At 49.8% G+C, this 15598-nt stretch carries 12 protein-coding genes; 7 read left to right on the forward strand and 5 right to left on the reverse strand.

All coding sequences use genetic code 11. From position 1 onward, the window contains the following. The first annotated feature begins 580 nt into the window (after nt 1-580). The 3 genes from chaB to ACCW76_RS19575 all read left to right on the forward strand — a co-directional run bounded on the left by chaB (nt 581) and on the right by ACCW76_RS19575 (nt 2865). Entirely contained in the window at nt 581-814 is a 234-nt protein-coding gene (chaB, locus tag ACCW76_RS19565) for a putative cation transport regulator ChaB (protein ID WP_436339844.1), read from the forward strand. A gap of 515 nt (nt 815-1329) precedes the next feature. Continuing rightward, nucleotides 1330-1851 (forward strand): type 1 glutamine amidotransferase domain-containing protein, encoded by a 522-nt coding sequence (locus ACCW76_RS19570; protein WP_182057556.1) that lies wholly within the window; start codon nt 1330-1332, stop codon nt 1849-1851. 585 nt (nt 1852-2436) lie between these two features. Then, complete coding sequence (locus ACCW76_RS19575; protein WP_182057555.1) at nt 2437-2865, forward strand: thiol-disulfide oxidoreductase DCC family protein; 429 nt, start codon at nt 2437-2439, stop codon at nt 2863-2865. A 50-nt stretch (nt 2866-2915) separates the two neighbouring features. Here ACCW76_RS19575 and paoC read toward each other — a convergent pair whose 3' ends face one another. From paoC to paoA, 3 genes are read right to left on the reverse strand one after another with little or no spacing between them, the layout of a single operon-like run. After that, nucleotides 2916-5114, reverse strand: coding sequence for an aldehyde oxidoreductase molybdenum-binding subunit PaoC (paoC, locus tag ACCW76_RS19580; RefSeq protein WP_436339846.1), 2199 nt, complete (start codon nt 5112-5114; stop codon nt 2916-2918). Further along, the gene (locus ACCW76_RS19585; RefSeq protein ID WP_436339848.1) at nt 5104-6069 is read right to left on the reverse strand and encodes an FAD binding domain-containing protein; all 966 of its coding nucleotides are present in this window, start codon (nt 6067-6069) and stop codon (nt 5104-5106) included. The genes paoC and ACCW76_RS19585 overlap by 11 nt, the downstream gene beginning before the upstream one ends. Continuing rightward, nucleotides 6066-6695: an aldehyde dehydrogenase iron-sulfur subunit PaoA gene (paoA, locus tag ACCW76_RS19590; protein ID WP_436339850.1), complete on the reverse strand. Its 630-nt coding sequence runs from the start codon at nt 6693-6695 to the stop codon at nt 6066-6068. The genes ACCW76_RS19585 and paoA overlap by 4 nt, the downstream gene beginning before the upstream one ends. A gap of 633 nt (nt 6696-7328) precedes the next feature. Here paoA and ACCW76_RS19595 point away from each other — a divergent pair. Beyond that, nucleotides 7329-7925 carry a DUF2913 family protein gene (locus tag ACCW76_RS19595; protein ID WP_436339852.1) on the forward strand — a complete coding sequence of 199 codons (597 nt, stop codon included), beginning with the start codon at nt 7329-7331 and terminating at the stop codon, nt 7923-7925. Between the two features lie 375 nt (nt 7926-8300). Further along, entirely contained in the window at nt 8301-8510 is a 210-nt protein-coding gene (locus tag ACCW76_RS19600) for a CsbD family protein (protein WP_182059097.1), read from the forward strand. A gap of 216 nt (nt 8511-8726) precedes the next feature. Here ACCW76_RS19600 and ACCW76_RS19605 read toward each other — a convergent pair whose 3' ends face one another. Continuing rightward, entirely contained in the window at nt 8727-9500 is a 774-nt protein-coding gene (locus ACCW76_RS19605) for a nucleotidyltransferase domain-containing protein (protein WP_436339854.1), read from the reverse strand. Between the two features lie 647 nt (nt 9501-10147). Here ACCW76_RS19605 and ACCW76_RS19610 point away from each other — a divergent pair. Next, nucleotides 10148-11296, forward strand: a complete 1149-nt coding sequence (locus ACCW76_RS19610) for a Fic family protein (protein WP_436339855.1) — start codon at nt 10148-10150, stop codon at nt 11294-11296. Between the two features lie 38 nt (nt 11297-11334). Here ACCW76_RS19610 and ACCW76_RS19615 read toward each other — a convergent pair whose 3' ends face one another. Next, nucleotides 11335-12363, reverse strand: coding sequence for a tyrosine-type recombinase/integrase (locus tag ACCW76_RS19615; protein ID WP_436339856.1), 1029 nt, complete (start codon nt 12361-12363; stop codon nt 11335-11337). Between the two features lie 454 nt (nt 12364-12817). Here ACCW76_RS19615 and ACCW76_RS19620 point away from each other — a divergent pair, with 454 nt between their 5' ends. Beyond that, nucleotides 12818-15427 (forward strand): SIR2 family protein, encoded by a 2610-nt coding sequence (locus tag ACCW76_RS19620; protein ID WP_436339857.1) that lies wholly within the window; start codon nt 12818-12820, stop codon nt 15425-15427. Nucleotides 15428-15598 lie beyond the last annotated feature (171 nt).

Genomic DNA, 15598 nt, shown 5'->3' on the forward strand with positions numbered 1-15598 from the left:
TTCGCATCAATTAAAAACGCGCCCATATCCCCGCAGCAGCCCCGATTTCCCCCTGTAAAAGCCGCCGCCGCCCGGCCCGGAGGGCCGGTAAGTCGTTTAAGGCTTCGATATGAATGCTGTAACTACTTGGTTCTTCGTTGCTGGTAGTTTTAGCTGCGGGTTCTTTCTTTCGTCTGCGACCGTCTGACTTCAGTGCGCCTGAAAGGCCGCTGCTTAAACAGCGGTCAGACAGGGAGACGTCAGGACAGGAGTTGAATCACGTTCTGAATCATCCGAGGCTGGCTGAAGGCGGCGTATTCATTCTGCATCAAATAACATTCAGATGAGGCGCCTCTGCTCCATTGAGTGAAAGAGTCAAATGGATGGCCGCATTTCTTTCCGGGCCGACGACGTGGCGGGAATAAGATAAACACTCCGACTCTGAGAGAAAAGTTTACCGGCAAGGTAAACAACCCGGATTATCAGTGACCCAGCCAGTTCCGGGCTGTATGTATAGCGCCATTAGCCTTGTTCGCCTTTTCTGACATTGAAAAAAATCATAAGTGAACCAGGATTAAGTCATCAACAGAGGAGTCTGTACATGCCCTATAAATCCCGAAGTGCTCTTCCCGACAGTGTTACGCATGTCCTTCCTGCCCATGCGCAGGATATTTACCTGGCGGCTTTTAACAGTGCATGGGATGAGTATGAAAATAAGAACGACCGCAAGGGGGACAGTACCCGGGAGGAGGTTGCACATAAGGTTGCCTGGGCCGCGGTTAAGCATGGTTATGAAAAAGGCAGCGACAGCAAATGGCATAAAAAGAAATCCTGATCGCATTGCCTGATTCAGCCCAAAGCGTTGCCACACCTGCTGCGCAGGCGTATTTTCTGGCGTGCTGTGAAGAAAAGTGCCTTCATCGTTTCATGCCTCATAAAATCGTTTAGTCAGCGAGCATTGATTCACCATGATGCTTTTGTGACTGGCAGACCGCCATAAAGGAACATGAGGGCACTTTTACCTTTATTGATGCCATATGGAGCCTTAAGGGCACTGTCCTTCAATAAGCTCTCTCCCATCTTATGCAATTGCCCTGCCTCAATATCTGATGCACGTAGCAGGGAGAACATTCATCTACGTCAGTTTTCACAATCAACTGAATAAGCCAGCACGGTGGAATTCATCACGGGCCCACCTTTCTCGCTGCGCTTATCGCCCCTGTTTTGCATGATCGCTGATTTTCATCTGCATAACGGCACCGTCTGGCTTGTGTTTTAAGCTATCGCAACCAGACTTGATGGGTTAACCAAGCCACAAACGCATAGCGTTTTCACAGCAAGGAGAGACAGATGGGTAAGAAAATAGCGGTCCTTATTACCGATGAATTCGAGGACTCAGAATTCACCTCACCCGCTGATGCCTATGCTAAAGCAGGGCACGAGGTGGTGACCATTGAGATGCAAGCGGGGAAAACGGTTAAAGGTAAGCAAGGTAAAGCGGTAGTCAAAATCGACAGGGATATTGATCACGTCAGCCCTGCAGAGTTTGACGCACTACTTTTACCTGGCGGCCACTCACCTGACTCACTGCGCGGTGACGATCGTTTTGTAAATTTCACCAAAGAGTTTGTCGCCAGCGGGAAACCTGTATTCGCCATTTGTCATGGGCCTCAGTTGCTTATCAGTGCCAACGGCGTGCGCGGACGCAAAATGACCTGCGTGAAAGCGATCGCCATTGATCTGCGTAATGCCGGGGCGGACTTTTATGATAAAGACGTCGTTGTCGATGACGATAAACTGGTCACCAGCCGTACGCCGGAGGACCTGCCTGCGTTTAACCGGGAAGCGCTGCGAATTCTCAATGAGGGATGAGTTTTATGTGTCCTGGACCGACGGCCGCTAGACATGGCGGCTCCTCCTTACCCTGTATAGGGACAATTTCGGTATCTCCCGCGCGTATAAGGCTTATATAGTTTCTCACTTCAGCATTTTTCAAGCACTTAGCCTGTTATGGCACCCTCAATGACTTCATCTTCGGTAAACATGCCCCCAAATGGCTGACCCATTGCCGCCATTTTTCCCATCGCGTCCCTGAGACTTGGGTAGGAAATATCATGCCTCTCCAGGGTCCATTAACGAATATTTTGCTGCTGGAGAGTCTCCTCGATTAGCTCCTCAATGCGGGCATTCTAATAAACGGAACTAATTCCGGGTGGATGCAACCGGCGTTCGGCGTTTCTTCCGCTCACGCCGACCGGATCCGCGTCAGTTCGTTAATGCTATACAATGCCGCTTTCTAGACCACGTCTTCACTGCTTAAAAACCATTTCTGATAAGTGGCGGCTGACGGTCTTCAGCTTTAGCAAAATACCATATGACTGCGGGACTGCTAGACTTTCAACCTGGAAGCAGACAGGGGATTATTCCAATCCCGTAACCGAAAACGTTAAGGATACTATGTCACAGCCCGTTCCGATTCTGACACCCGGCGATCAGGTGGTCATTTACGATGGCGTTTGTAAACTGTGCAATGCTTGGGTCCGTTTTTTACTGTCTCATCGCCTGCCCCCGTTCGTCAGGTTCGCCCCGGTTCAGAGCCGGGAGGGGAGAGTATTGCTGGAGCATATTGGTATGTCAGCAGACAGCATCCATACCATTGTCCTTTTCAATGGGCAGCAATACTGGATACGCTCTGAGGCCATCTTCCGCATTATGCGCTTTCTGCCATGGCCCTGGCGGCTTCTGGCATTACTGCGCTTTCTGCCCCTGGCGGTCACCGACTCGCTCTACAATTCAGTTGCCCGTAACCGTTATCGCATATTTGGTCGTTACGATACCCTGCGTTCCCTGGAGTCTGACCATCCCGACCGCTTTTTAAACCAGTGAACATTTCTGCCGATGCTCCGCCAGCCAGCATCAAGCTGGCGGAGTAGGGCTCAGTGGAGCTCGGGAAGCCCTTCCAGCAGCTTATCCAGCGTAACCGGGTAATCCCGGACACGGACGCCGGTGGCATTATAGATGGCATTGACGATCGCGGCGCTGACCCCACACAGGCCCAGCTCACCCACACCCTTCGCTTTCATGGGTGAGGAAACCGGATCGTCATCATCAAGAAAAATGACCTCCTGCTCCGGTATATCCGCATGCACCGGGACTTCATAACCGGCCATATCGTGGTTAACAAAAAAGCCCTGCTTTTCGTCCACGGCAAGCTCTTCCATCAGTGCGGCCCCCAGTCCCATTGTCATGGCGCCAATCACCTGACTGCGCGCTGTTTTGGGGTTCAGAATGCGCCCGGCCGCACAGACCGCCAGCATCCGCCTTACGCGCACTTCTCCTGTGAAGCTGTCTACCACCACTTCAACAAAATGTCCTGCAAACGTTGACTGCTGGAATCGCTGGTCAAGGTCACCAAATTCAATGCTGTCCTCTGCGGTAAGCGGACCGCCGGCGGCTGCCGCGGCCAGTGCGGCGCGGCGATCTCCCTGTATGACCTGCCCGTCTGAGAACACCACGTTATCGCCTTCAAACCCCAGCCTGTCAGCCACGTCTGCGCGAAGTTTCACACAGGCAGCATAGACACCGGCCGTTGAGGTGTTTGCGCCCCACTGGCCGCCAGATCCTGCGGATTCCGGAAAATCCGAGTCACCCAGCCTGACCGTGACCTGCGCAAGGCTGACACCCATCATCTCTGCTGCCGTCTGAGCAAGGATGGTGTAGCTGCCGGTGCCGATGTCCGTCATGTCAGTCTCAACCGTCACATGCCCGGTTTCATCCAGATGGACGCGCGCTCCGGAGGTCGCCACCATGTTATTACGAAAACCGGTGGCCATCCCCATGCCCACCAGCCACCGGCCCTCACGTACCTGCGCAGGCTGAGGTGTCCTCTTATGCCATCCGAACCGTTCAGCGCCTGTATTCAGGCATTCCACCAGCTGACGGCGGGAAAAGAAGCGCTCCGGGTGAGCCGGGTCAACCTGCGTATCGTTACGTATGCGAAAGGCGACGGGATCCATTCCCGTTTTTTCCGCCATTTCATCTATGGCAATTTCCAGCGCCATCAGTCCGGGAGCCTCTCCCGGGGCGCGCATCGCATTACCTTCAGGTAAATCAAGTTGGGTCAGGCGCAGTCCCGTATGACGGTTGGCACCGGTATAAAGCAGCTCCGACTGCTGGACGGCGGTTTCGGGGGTACCGCCGGGAAGATTGCCTGACCAGCTGTTGTGTGAAATAGCCGTGATCAGTCCGCTGCTGTCAGCACCGATCCGGATGTGCTGAACAGTGGCAGGCCGGTGCGTGGTGTTGTTCGGGATGACGGGTCTGGGCAGCATGACCTTTACCGGTCGGGAGGTCACGCGCGCACCCAGTGCCGCCAGCAGCGCGTCGCTGCGCAGAAAGAGCTTGCCCCCGAATCCGCCGCCGATATAGGGAGACACAATTCGAATCTTCTCAATCGGCATGTTGAGCGTTTCTGCGAGGTCGGTACGACACCAGTCAATCATCTGATTGGAAGTCCACAGCGTGAGCCTGTCATCTTCCCAGACTGCCATGGAGGCATGAGGCTCCATGGCCATATGGCTCTGGTCGGGCGTTGTATACACGGTGTCAATCGTCACGCTTGCCTCAGCGTAAGCCTGGTCAAAGTCGCCAATGTTTTTGTCAGGCTCATCTGGCATCGGTGTATCGACGTTCTCCTTCTCAGCGGCCAGGCTGTAGTGGCCCGGCGCCGCCTGGTAATCCACTTTCACGCTGTAAGCCGCCTCACGTGCCTGTTCAAAGGTTTCCGCGATGACAACGGCGATGGCCTGGTGGTAGTGCTCAATTTTGTCAACCGCCAGCAGCGTTGCCGCATTTCGATCCGCTTTGCCCAGCGCTTCAACATCGCGTCCGGTAATGACGGCAAGTACGCCTGGCGCGTTACGAACCGATTCAATTCTGATGGCGGTTATCGTGCCTTTCGCTGTCGGTGCAGCAACAATAAAACCATAAGCCAGGCCAGGAACGTTTTCATGCCACTCATAGGCGTATGTTGCGCTGCCCGTCGTTTTAAGTGGCCCGTCTACGCGGTCAAGCGGCTGCCCGACATACCGGAGGTTATCTATGGGGTTGGTTCCCGCAGGTGTCTCAAACTTCATGGTTCAGTCCCCTTGCTTCCGCCAGTACCGAAGCCAGCGTGCGTTTCGCCAGCACCAGTTTGAAGCGGTTATCTTCAGTGGGCAGGGCAGCGCTGAAGAGCCGATCGAATACCGGCTGAAAGCCATTTTGTATTTCAGCATCGGCCTCATCGCTGCGCCACGGCTTGTGGGCTACGCCGCCCATTGCCACGCGACCAGACCCGTCTGGCCGGATGATGGCGGCCACCGACACCAGTGCAAACGCGTACGATGCCCGGTCCCGCACTTTGCGGTACAGGTGAACACCATCCACAGGCGGAGGCAGTACCACGCTGACAATCAGCTCCCCCGGCTGCAGCACGGTTTCAATATGCGGCGTGCTGCCGGGGGAGGGATAAAGATCGCTCATCTCGATACGACGTACGTTGCCGTCAGCGCTGACGGTTTCAATTTCCGCCCCGAGCAGCTGCATCGCCACGGCCATATCGCTGGGATGGGTTGCGATACAGTCATCGCTTCCACCCACGACCGCGTGCTGCCTGCTGTAACCCTGAATGGCCGCACAGCCGGTGCCGGGTGCACGTTTATTACAGGGCTGGTTCACGTCATAGAAATAGGGGCAGCGCGTACGCTGGAGAAGGTTTCCGGCCGTTGTCGCCTGATTGCGAAGCTGCCCGGAGGCACCGGCCAGCAGCGCTCTCGACAGAACGGCGTAATCCCTGCGAATACGGATGTCTGCGGCGAGGTCCGTGTTGCGAACCAGCGCCCCGATGCGCAGCCCTCCCTCAGGGAGAGCTTCAATCTGATCGAGCTCCAGAGCGTTCACATCAATCAGATGCCCGGGCGTCTCAATTCCCAGCTTCATCAGATCCAGAAGATTGGTGCCGCCAGCAATAAACCGGCAACCGGGATGCTGCTGCGCGCTCAGCGCGGCTTCCGCAGGCGTGCTGACGCGTTCATAGGTAAAGGCTTTCATGATCCCTTCCTCCCCGCGTACTCCTGAAGAGCAGCAATAATATTGGCGTAGGCCCCGCAGCGGCAGATATTGCCGCTCATCCTTTCACGCAGTTCTGCTTCATTTACCTCAGAGCGGGAGGCCAGATCCTGCGTGACGTGACTTGGCACACCCGCTTCAATTTCACTGAGCATCGCAACCGAGGAACATATCTGGCCCGGCGTGCAGTAGCCGCACTGGTAGCCATCATGCCGGATGAAAGCAGACTGCAGAGGATGAAGATTGTCTGGCGTGCCCAGCCCCTCAATGGTGGTGATCTCTGCTTCCTGCTGCATTACGGCAAGCGTAAGGCAGGCGTTGATGCGTCTGTCGTTTGCAATGACAGTGCAGGCGCCACACTGGCCGTGATCGCATCCTTTCTTGGTACCGGTGAGCTTCAGATGCTCCCGCAGCGCATCAAGTAACGTGGTGCGCATATCGACCTCAAGCTCATGATGTGTGCCATTCACATTCAACGTGATATGAGCGTAGTGCGGAGTCGCTATCTCGTTTTCGTTAATGCTGACGGATTGAGATGAAAGCTCAGTTGGCCGGGAAAGTTGCGTTGGACTGGATTCGTGCGGATTCTGGTCGGGAGGATTGCTCATGACATGTCTCCGGTTAAACGAACGGATGCTCACAAAAAAGATATTCAGTTTGTAAGGTTTTTAATCATGTTTAAGCATAGACGCCCTGTGGCGGAACATATTTGGGTCCTACAGCGCGACGCAAAAGTGGAGGTGCCCAATCTGCATATATGCCGTTCACGTTTTGAAGGTTATTGCCAGGAAATGACCTGCTGTGTTTCTGGGATATGATTTGCTCGCCCGACGGTGGATGTCTTACACCTGCATTTATCTCTCTGACTGAAAAACTGATGAGGTTAGCCATGTCCGTCTGGACTGCAGTGAACATCGGGTTCGGAGATCCGGGGAATTTGCCGGTTACCTGTCTTTATCTGATAAAAATCTCGCAGAGCGGGATGAAAAAGCCCTCACGCAATAATAAACCCAGCAACTGGCTTACCGTCACGGTGATCGCAATCGCTGTGGCATGCATATCATGGCTGAATGTGAACGCGATATCTCATTTGATCCGAGCCATAAAATTTTTGCACTGGTTTACGCCCGTAGCGTGAAATTCAGGGCTGGAGAGGTTACGATCCAGGTCAGGCTGGCTTCAGGTTACCTGCACGTTGAAGGCACGCGGACTGATTAATAATGATATGGCTCCGATTACTGATGAATACCTCAAACCTTTATGTCGATCACCTGGCATGGTGTGGACTGATTGCGCTGAATTTGGCTCGCCATGCCGGAACAGTCAGTTCCGCCGCGCAGGAAAACCTCTTTTTATGCCGGTGGCTGGCAACAGCTGAGAAGAAGCGCCTTTTCCGGCGCGAACTGGCAAATGATATCCGCTGGCTTCTCAAAGAAGGCAGGGAGAAAGGGCTTCGGGCCGACCTCCCGGGAAAACTTGAATATCTCTGGCGGGCGAGCACCGGTGACTTACTGACGCAAAATGACCTGTTCCGTCTTCAGCATATATTGCATGCGATCACCCTCACCGGGATTAATTACGGCATTCTGACCGAAACAGAATGGGAAGGCCGCCACGCGATCAAACTGAACCCGAAAGTTCCTGGGCTGTATGTCAGAAAAAGCGATCTGCAAACCGGTTTCGATGATGAGGGATGTCAGTTAAAACCGATTGCCGTGCGCATCACAGCCGATCTTTCCGGAGTCGATGCTCTGCTATCGCGTGCGGGATGGAAACGTAATGCAGACCTCAAAGATCCCTTACTGCATAACCTTACGAGCAATATTCAGAAAGCCTGAGGTTTACTCAGGCTACCCAATTTTATTTTTAACCCTGACGTTTTTGAAAACTCCGCGTTAAGCCAGTCGCCGCATCGATTCGCATTTTCTGGCAGGAAATCACCATTCAGTATGCCAGGGTCGATGCCGTTTTCACGGTTTATCCGCAATCCCACAAAGTGTATCGAACGCCAAGACTCTTGCGGTACACCACGAGTCTGATACGCACTTCACCGGGTTCGGCCAGCGTGTACCGTGCGTCGGGCAAGCATCAGAAAAAATCTGTAAATGTGAACCCTGACAGGAAATCCTTCCAGAGTTGGCCATACTTCTTAGTATCAAGTTCTGAAAATGGATTGCGCAGCAGCAGCCCGTGAATTAACTGAGGAAACTGACATGAACGAAGATCGTATCAGCGGAAACTGGAAGCAGTTCAAAGGAAAAGTTAAAGAGCAGTGGGGCAAGCTTACCGATGACGACATGGACGTGGCGGAAGGAAAGCGTGACCAGCTGGTTGGCCGTATCCAGGAACGTTACGGTTACGGTAAGGAACAGGCTGAAAAAGAGCTGAAGGACTGGGAAGACTCCAACCACTTTAAGTGGTAGCTCCTTAGGCCAAATCAGAAAACCGGCTCTGTGCCGGTTTTTTTACGAGAAGGGATCGCTGACTCCTTCAGCCAGTGTGTGAAATACGGAAAGGGTCGCGTCGGCCGGTGTAGAAATGGAAAGGAATTCATTCTTTCTGAAATCCCTCTCATCAGCTCTTTTTAACAAGTCTAAATAACCGCTCAGAAGTTCTGTTTTCATACCATCCATTCGACATTAACGCTGACGAGTATGGAACTCTGCGTTCAGCCAGTAGGCAAAGGTCGTGATCCTGCTGGCGAACGCGACTATGTCACCCCGTGGGCGATAACTGATGGCCAGCAAGAAGTCCATCTCTTCAGCCAGTGCCGGATAACGTGCATTAAATTTTTCACAGTGCTCTTCGAGCGAAACGGGCCAGTCCTTATCGCTTTCTTCCCGGAGTATATTTGTAGCCCGAATGGCTTTGCGTGCTGCAGCCCGCTGAAGCGCATGCCTTTCTGATGGCTCGAGAGAGGGCTTCATGCGGGATACATAGCTATTCAGCACTGATAAGAAATCGCCGTTAACGGCAACCGCAATGTCCTTTGAGGGCCTGAAGGATTCAAACCGTTCGCGCAGGTCTTTACCATAGACGCAGACGCAGTGGTGCTTCAGCCAGTAGCCCCAGAGATTCTTATTCGCAGGCAGCAATACCGCATCCAGCGTACCCGGGTCGATATCGATTTTACTGACGACAGTATGGGCCATTTCAAGGCTGGATTTGACCTCCACCAATTTACGGGCGGTTTCACCATCCAGTTCCTGGGTGAAAATCACGGTAAGATCGAGATCTGAGTGGTTTTCTGTTGCCCGGCCTACGGCAACACTGCCATATACGTAAATGCTGTGGACCAGGTCCGGCGCCGCAGCGGTAAGGCGTTTTACGCTGTCAGCAACAAGCTGCGAGAAGGCGGGCTGGACTTCCCTGAACTCAGGCTGGCAGATGAATCCGTTTTTATCGACGGCCATTACATTTTCTTCATGTCGGGCTTGAGGCTGCCGGATATACCCCGTCAGCACTAAGGTAAAACTATTCTACCAGCAGCCCGAACAGACTTCAGGTCAGATGCGCAGCGTTCAATACTCTTGTGACGCTTAGACCTGAAAAAGCGTATCCCATCCAATGTGATAATCAGACACTCTCAGGGCTTAACACTGAGACAGCGATGCGCAGTCGGTGTCAGATGACCACAGACCTCGTCAGGAAACCGGGTCTGATACCGGCGACATGCATTACATTGCGGCCGGGTTCAGCGCCCATATCCACAAATCCAGCGCATGCCCTGAGGGTTCACCTTCAGTAGGCAACAGCGATGCTATCGCAGGCCCTGGAAGACATCACTAACGATCGCGAGGATATCCGCACTACCTGTCATGTTCCCGACAAACTTTGATGAAGACACGCGTATGGGTGACAGCATTCATGAGGCATTATCGATCCTGCTTCTGGAGTTACGTGCTCTGGCGTCTGCCGTAATATGGCAAAGAACGGGGGAAAGGAGCTTCTAACAAAAAGATATTTTTACTGAGCTCTCTGTTATTAAAGCATCCTTTAATAAGCCATGGCATAATTTAAAAGTATTTTAATAACGTTAATGGCAGTGAAAGGATTTTTTATGAAACGTGCATCCGGGCACCTCATTACAACGACCAGCTATGAAGAGACAGTCAGTGCATTTATGCCGGCCCCCTTACCACCCACGGCGCCAGAACTTGATCCTGCGTCTTTCACTGAGCTGAATGAAAAGGCGGAAAAGTCACTGGCCCGGCTTTCTGGCATGTCAGGGCTGGTTTCGTCAAGCGAGTGGCTCGTCTACAGTGCTATTCGCAAGGAAGCTCTGCTGACTTCACAGCTGGAGGGTACTCAGGCAACCCTGACAGATATTTTTGATGAAGAAGCCGGACTGGCCGTCACGAATGTTGACGACGTTGAAGAGGTCACAAACTACCTGCGAGCCTATAAATTCGTTCACGATGAAATGAATTCTCCGTCGGGGCTGCCCGTTTGCGTCCGCCTGCTAAAGAATGCTCATGAGGTGCTCTTATCTGGCGCCCGGGGTGCCGCAAAACAGCCTGGGGAGGTAAGAACGACGCAGAACTGGATCGGCGGCACAAGGCCGGGCAACGCATCTTATGTTCCGCCGCCTCCTGAGAACGTCGGGGACTTACTGTCTGATCTGGAGAAGTTCATCCATGCGCCCGATCATTCTCTTCCGCCTCTTGTCCGGATAGCACTTGTGCACGCTCAGTTTGAAACCATCCACCCGTTTCTGGACGGTAACGGACGTATCGGACGCCTGTTAATCGCGATGTTGCTGGAAGAATGGAAACTGCTTAATGAACCATTGCTGTATGTTTCAGGCTATCTGAAGCAGCATCAGAGGTACTACTATCAGTGCCTTACCGAGATACGTTCCAGCGGTAACTGGGAGCAGTGGATTGCTTTTTTCCTGGAAGCCGTGACTATCTCCGCTGAAGAAGCACAGCAGGGCATCATCAGAATTGCGACCCTCTTTGCGGATGACAGAAAAAAGATCCTGTCTCTAAAATCCACATCGGTACACAGTATACGTTTGTTTGAATTTTTACCGACGATGCCGAAGCTGACTGTTGACCGGGCCGTTGAACTGCTGGAGGTGACGTACCCGACAGCCAATACTGCGGTGAAAAGTCTGGTTGAGGCGGGCGTACTGGTTGAAACGTCCGGCAGGCCACGACACCGGAGTTACGAGTACAGGCGGTATGTCGAACTTTTACGGGAATAACAGGATTAATTGCCCGACATGACCCGCTTTCAGGCGAATTATCCATCGTCTTCCATCAGCGAAACCATAGCTCCCTTATGCGCCTCGACCATGCGGATATACCGCATCACCGTCTGGGTCTGGGTCCAGGTCCCTTCCTGCATGATCTGTGCTATTGAGACGCCTTTTCTGGCCATATCCTGCGCGGCGCCGACGCGTGCACTGTGGCCACTCCAGCTGGCATAGCGCCCTTTGTTGGTTTTAGGCCGCGATTGTTCACCTGCATGATGCCTAGCCCGGCGCCAGATATCTTCCAGACACGGGGCACTCATCGGCTCAGTTGCAATCGCGGTGATCTTATTTGACCGGTGAACAGGGCAGAACAGCACGGCGTCGGGTTCGCCTGCAATGCCCGCTGCATTTATCCACTCCATCAGGCGTTCAGATGAACGTACGCTGAGCGCCTTGACGATGCCACCCGACTGGAGGATGGTTTTCGTCCAGGCCACGTCGAGGATGATGCGCCCGTCGGCCGCGCGTGAGATGTCACGCACCCGCAGGCGGGATAATTCACTCATGCGCAGCAACGTGCCGTAGGCCACGTGCATAAAGGCGAGGTCACGCAGGTGCTGAAGCCTGGGCGAATTGTTCCAGGCTGCATCCAGACGGTTCAGGTCAGGCCGGCAGAAAGGTACCGCCTGGCCGGTGCGCTCTCCAGAGACGATGGCCGTACGGTTTATCTTCTTTCTGGCGCGCACAACGTCGGGTGAAACCGTGGGAGGGATCAGTCCGGCGTTACGGTGTAACATCGCAATCAGCGCGGCGTGCACCGATATGGTTGAGGTCGCCCGGCCAATAGCCTGGAGATGGAAGAGATAGTCCTGCATGTCCTCCGGCGACATGGGCAGGAACGAACGCCGGTTTTCCTGCGACCAGCGCCAGCAGATCCGCATTACGCTCAGCAGCTGCCGCCACGTGTTGGGCGAAAAAGCCTCGCGGTGCCGTACGAACGCGGCCAGCTTCGCGGTAAGATCGTCATCGGCGCCGCCGCTGAGGGCCACACCGGTAAAGCCGGAGAGATCTTTCATAGTTGCTCAGTTTTAGCCCGTTTATCAGACGGCAGCGCTACGTAAATTCTGAGGAAAGAGCAGGGGAGATGCCCGTCAGATTTTACGTAGCGCTGCCGGCGTTTTAACCACCTGCGCTCAGGTCCCCGGTCAGCAGTACGGCGTCTAGGTCTCGCCGTTGCGTATAAATGGCCGGAAAGGTCAGGATCCGGCCCGGATCCGCATGATACAGGGGTTTTGTGCGTTTGTCTGGCCTTATATAACTTTTATTATATAAGGTTAGAAACTTTAAGAGGGTAGTTCGAGTTAATCATATTACCGGTTAGCAACTTAAAAGAGGTCAGGAGGATAGGCTAAGAAAAGAGGGGTCCAAAACATTACAAGCATAACGTTTTAGGAAAATTCTTATTAAAAAAGTTGACCATTAAATGTTCAAGACGTAAAAATATGATTTTCTGAAGGAAAGGAACATCTCATGAAAATCTCCGATTTAATCGAACAAATGCCCTCTAAACGTAGAACTTTAAAAGATTTAGCTACTTATATTAAAACAAAATCTGGTAACAGTCCTAATTACTCTATGTTTTTAGGTGCAGGAGCATCGGTAACATCAGGTATAAGCTCTGGAACTCAATTAGTTGAAGAATGGAGAAAGGAGATTTATGAATTATCGTCTTCATGCACTTTCACTGATGTAAGAACTGCTAGGCAATATCTAATCGAAAAAGAGTCATCATGGTATGATCCAACAAATGAGTACTCCTCATTATTTCAGAAAAAATTTGACCTCCCTTCTCAGAGACGAAGATTTGTAGAGAAACAAGTAGACTCAAAACTACCATCAATAGGGTATTCATATTTAGTCAGTTTATTTCAAAGTGCATATCTAGATACTGTTTTTACAACAAACTTTGATGATCTAATCAATGAGGCTTTTTATCAATTTTCACGCGAACGTCCTACATTATGCGCCCATGACTCTTCTATAAAAGGGGTCTCAGTCAACTCTTCGCGCCCCAAAATAATAAAAGTTCATGGCGATTATTTATTCGACAGTATTAAAAGCACTTTAAATGAGACCGAATCACTCGAAATAAACACTCGTGAGAAATTAATTGAATTCACGAAAAAGTATGGCATGATATTCATTGGTTACGCTGGAAACGATAGATCTATCATTGATGTAATAAACTACTTGTTACGACAGGATGAGTTTTTAGGAAATGGAATATATTGGTGCATAAGAAAAGATGATGAAATAAACCCTGATCTCCATAAAATTTTAAAAAGAGAAAGAGTCTACTACGTTGAAATTGACGGATTTGACGAAGCATTAGCGGAACTACATTACTGTATTATAGGCGAGGGTTTATCATTAGAATCAAATTTCAAATCAACAAAACGTGAGAGTATGCTTGCTAACTTTATAGAAGACTCTTATAAACTTTCACAAAACACTTACATTTGCCAAGACATTGACAAGCTTAAAAATCATACTAATAGATTGGACATTTCTAATCTTATAAATGAGCTATCTAGTGAAAACTATGTAAATAGCACTGGTTTTACCGAGGTGGATTTCCGAAATCTTCTTTCACTAGATATGTTGTTGAAGAATAAAAAGTTTGATGAAGCTGAAAAAGAAGCAATTAAATCGCTATCGTTATGCAGTTCTGATGATTTGAAAAACTCATATTTATCGAGATTAATAGCAATTTATCACCAACAAGAGAAGTTTGATCTGGCATTAGAGCAAGCCGAAATCATTATTGAAATGGATGAGTATAGTGTAAAAAATAATTTGAGGAAGCTTTCACTTTTACGTGATTCTATTAAAAAGATGGAATTCATTACCATTCTATTAGATAAATTCAAATATAGCTGTGACATTAAAAATCAATTTGTAATCGAAAGTTTGAATCATAGATCTTCTAAGAACTTCAAAAGCGATGTCAATCTTGACAATCTAATGAAGAAGTTGGAAATGAGCTTGAATATAAACCCAAGCTTGGAAAACATGGCGTGGGAGTTAACACAAAGGACTTTGGAGGCAATAAAGCACACTAATGATAATAGCAAAGAATATAAAGATGAACTTTGTAAGTTAATTGATAGAATGGGGCAAAAGAATCCGCACCACATTAATACTCTTGAAATGAGGATGAAAGCCTGTATTAATGATGCAGACATAGACAAGGCTATCGAACTACTCAAAGAACTTGATGATATATATAAGATTTCTTCGAATAAGAAAAGAGAAAGCTTATTCGAACTAATGATTAGCATAAATAGAAAGTTGCCGTCATTCAGAAATAGAGATAAAGCCTTAGAATGTAGTAAAGATCTCTTAGAAAAATACAATGATAAATTTGAAAAAACTGAAAGTGCTCTACCTCATTTATTTAGAGCTGAATATTATGTAACATATGATCGTGATCTGAGAATGGCTAAAGAGTCAATCATTAAAGCGATGGAACACGATGACGTTTGCAATTGGGCACAGTCTTGTTTAGATATTTTGATGTATGAGACCCCTGACCTAAACAATGGCGAAAAGTTGCTTGAAAAATGCAAGCCTGATATAAAAGATTCAAGCTACTATCTTATGAAGTCTCAGATACACATTGAGATGAAAGACTTTGAAGAAGCAAACAAACTCATTGAAAAGTCATTATCATCTGGGCTTAATTATGATGATTATTTAATTAATAAATCATATATTTATCTTCATGAAGACGCCAACCAAAAGGTATTAAATCTACTTTCTAATGAAATCTCTGAATTAGCTCCGGGGTCTGGCAAGGAGGCCCTAATTGTGAATAAAGAACTCGCAAACAAAAGGATTACTGGAAAGATAAACAAAATAGATGTGCAAAATGTAGTGGGTCGTGACAAAAAAGGGCCAGCTAGTGTCGCAGCGCACATATTACTCGATGAAGAGATTCCTGCAAGACGACTTCTCGATGAAATAATAAACAACGACTTCTCTTATTATTATACATTTATGAGATGGCCTGTCATTCCTAATAAATATTTAGATAAATATTCATCAAGTTGTTTCGTGTCAGACAAAATGACAGCTTAAAGGTAGTTATTCCTGAACAAAGCCCTACTAATGGGGCTTTGTTATTTAGGCTGATACCGCTGTTGCATCATAAGTAATGTGACATCATGACGATAGGGCAGCATAACTGTGCGATTAAATGTTTCAGGCTCTGCTTAATTTAACATAATTATGATGTTGTGTATTTTTATG

The sequence above is a fragment of the Pantoea sp. C8B4 genome (assembly GCF_051336905.1).
Lineage (GTDB): Bacteria > Pseudomonadota > Gammaproteobacteria > Enterobacterales > Enterobacteriaceae > Pantoea > Pantoea rwandensis_B.

What these genes read in the sequence shown, in the direction of transcription:
- paoC (WP_436339846.1), bottom strand. Translation starts at nt 5,114, where the DNA reads ATGAAGTTTGAGACACCTGCGGGAACCAACCCCATAGATAACCTCCGG.
- ACCW76_RS19570 (WP_182057556.1), top strand. Translation starts at nt 1,330, where the DNA reads ATGGGTAAGAAAATAGCGGTCCTTATTACCGATGAATTCGAGGACTCA.
- ACCW76_RS19605 (WP_436339854.1), bottom strand. Translation starts at nt 9,500, where the DNA reads ATGGCCGTCGATAAAAACGGATTCATCTGCCAGCCTGAGTTCAGGGAA.
- ACCW76_RS19595 (WP_436339852.1), top strand. Translation starts at nt 7,329, where the DNA reads ATGAATACCTCAAACCTTTATGTCGATCACCTGGCATGGTGTGGACTG.
- chaB (WP_436339844.1), top strand. Translation starts at nt 581, where the DNA reads ATGCCCTATAAATCCCGAAGTGCTCTTCCCGACAGTGTTACGCATGTC.
- ACCW76_RS19620 (WP_436339857.1), top strand. Translation starts at nt 12,818, where the DNA reads ATGAAAATCTCCGATTTAATCGAACAAATGCCCTCTAAACGTAGAACT.
- ACCW76_RS19600 (WP_182059097.1), top strand. Translation starts at nt 8,301, where the DNA reads ATGAACGAAGATCGTATCAGCGGAAACTGGAAGCAGTTCAAAGGAAAA.
- ACCW76_RS19575 (WP_182057555.1), top strand. Translation starts at nt 2,437, where the DNA reads ATGTCACAGCCCGTTCCGATTCTGACACCCGGCGATCAGGTGGTCATT.
- ACCW76_RS19615 (WP_436339856.1), bottom strand. Translation starts at nt 12,363, where the DNA reads ATGAAAGATCTCTCCGGCTTTACCGGTGTGGCCCTCAGCGGCGGCGCC.
- paoA (WP_436339850.1), bottom strand. Translation starts at nt 6,695, where the DNA reads ATGAGCAATCCTCCCGACCAGAATCCGCACGAATCCAGTCCAACGCAA.
- ACCW76_RS19610 (WP_436339855.1), top strand. Translation starts at nt 10,148, where the DNA reads ATGAAACGTGCATCCGGGCACCTCATTACAACGACCAGCTATGAAGAG.
- ACCW76_RS19585 (WP_436339848.1), bottom strand. Translation starts at nt 6,069, where the DNA reads ATGAAAGCCTTTACCTATGAACGCGTCAGCACGCCTGCGGAAGCCGCG.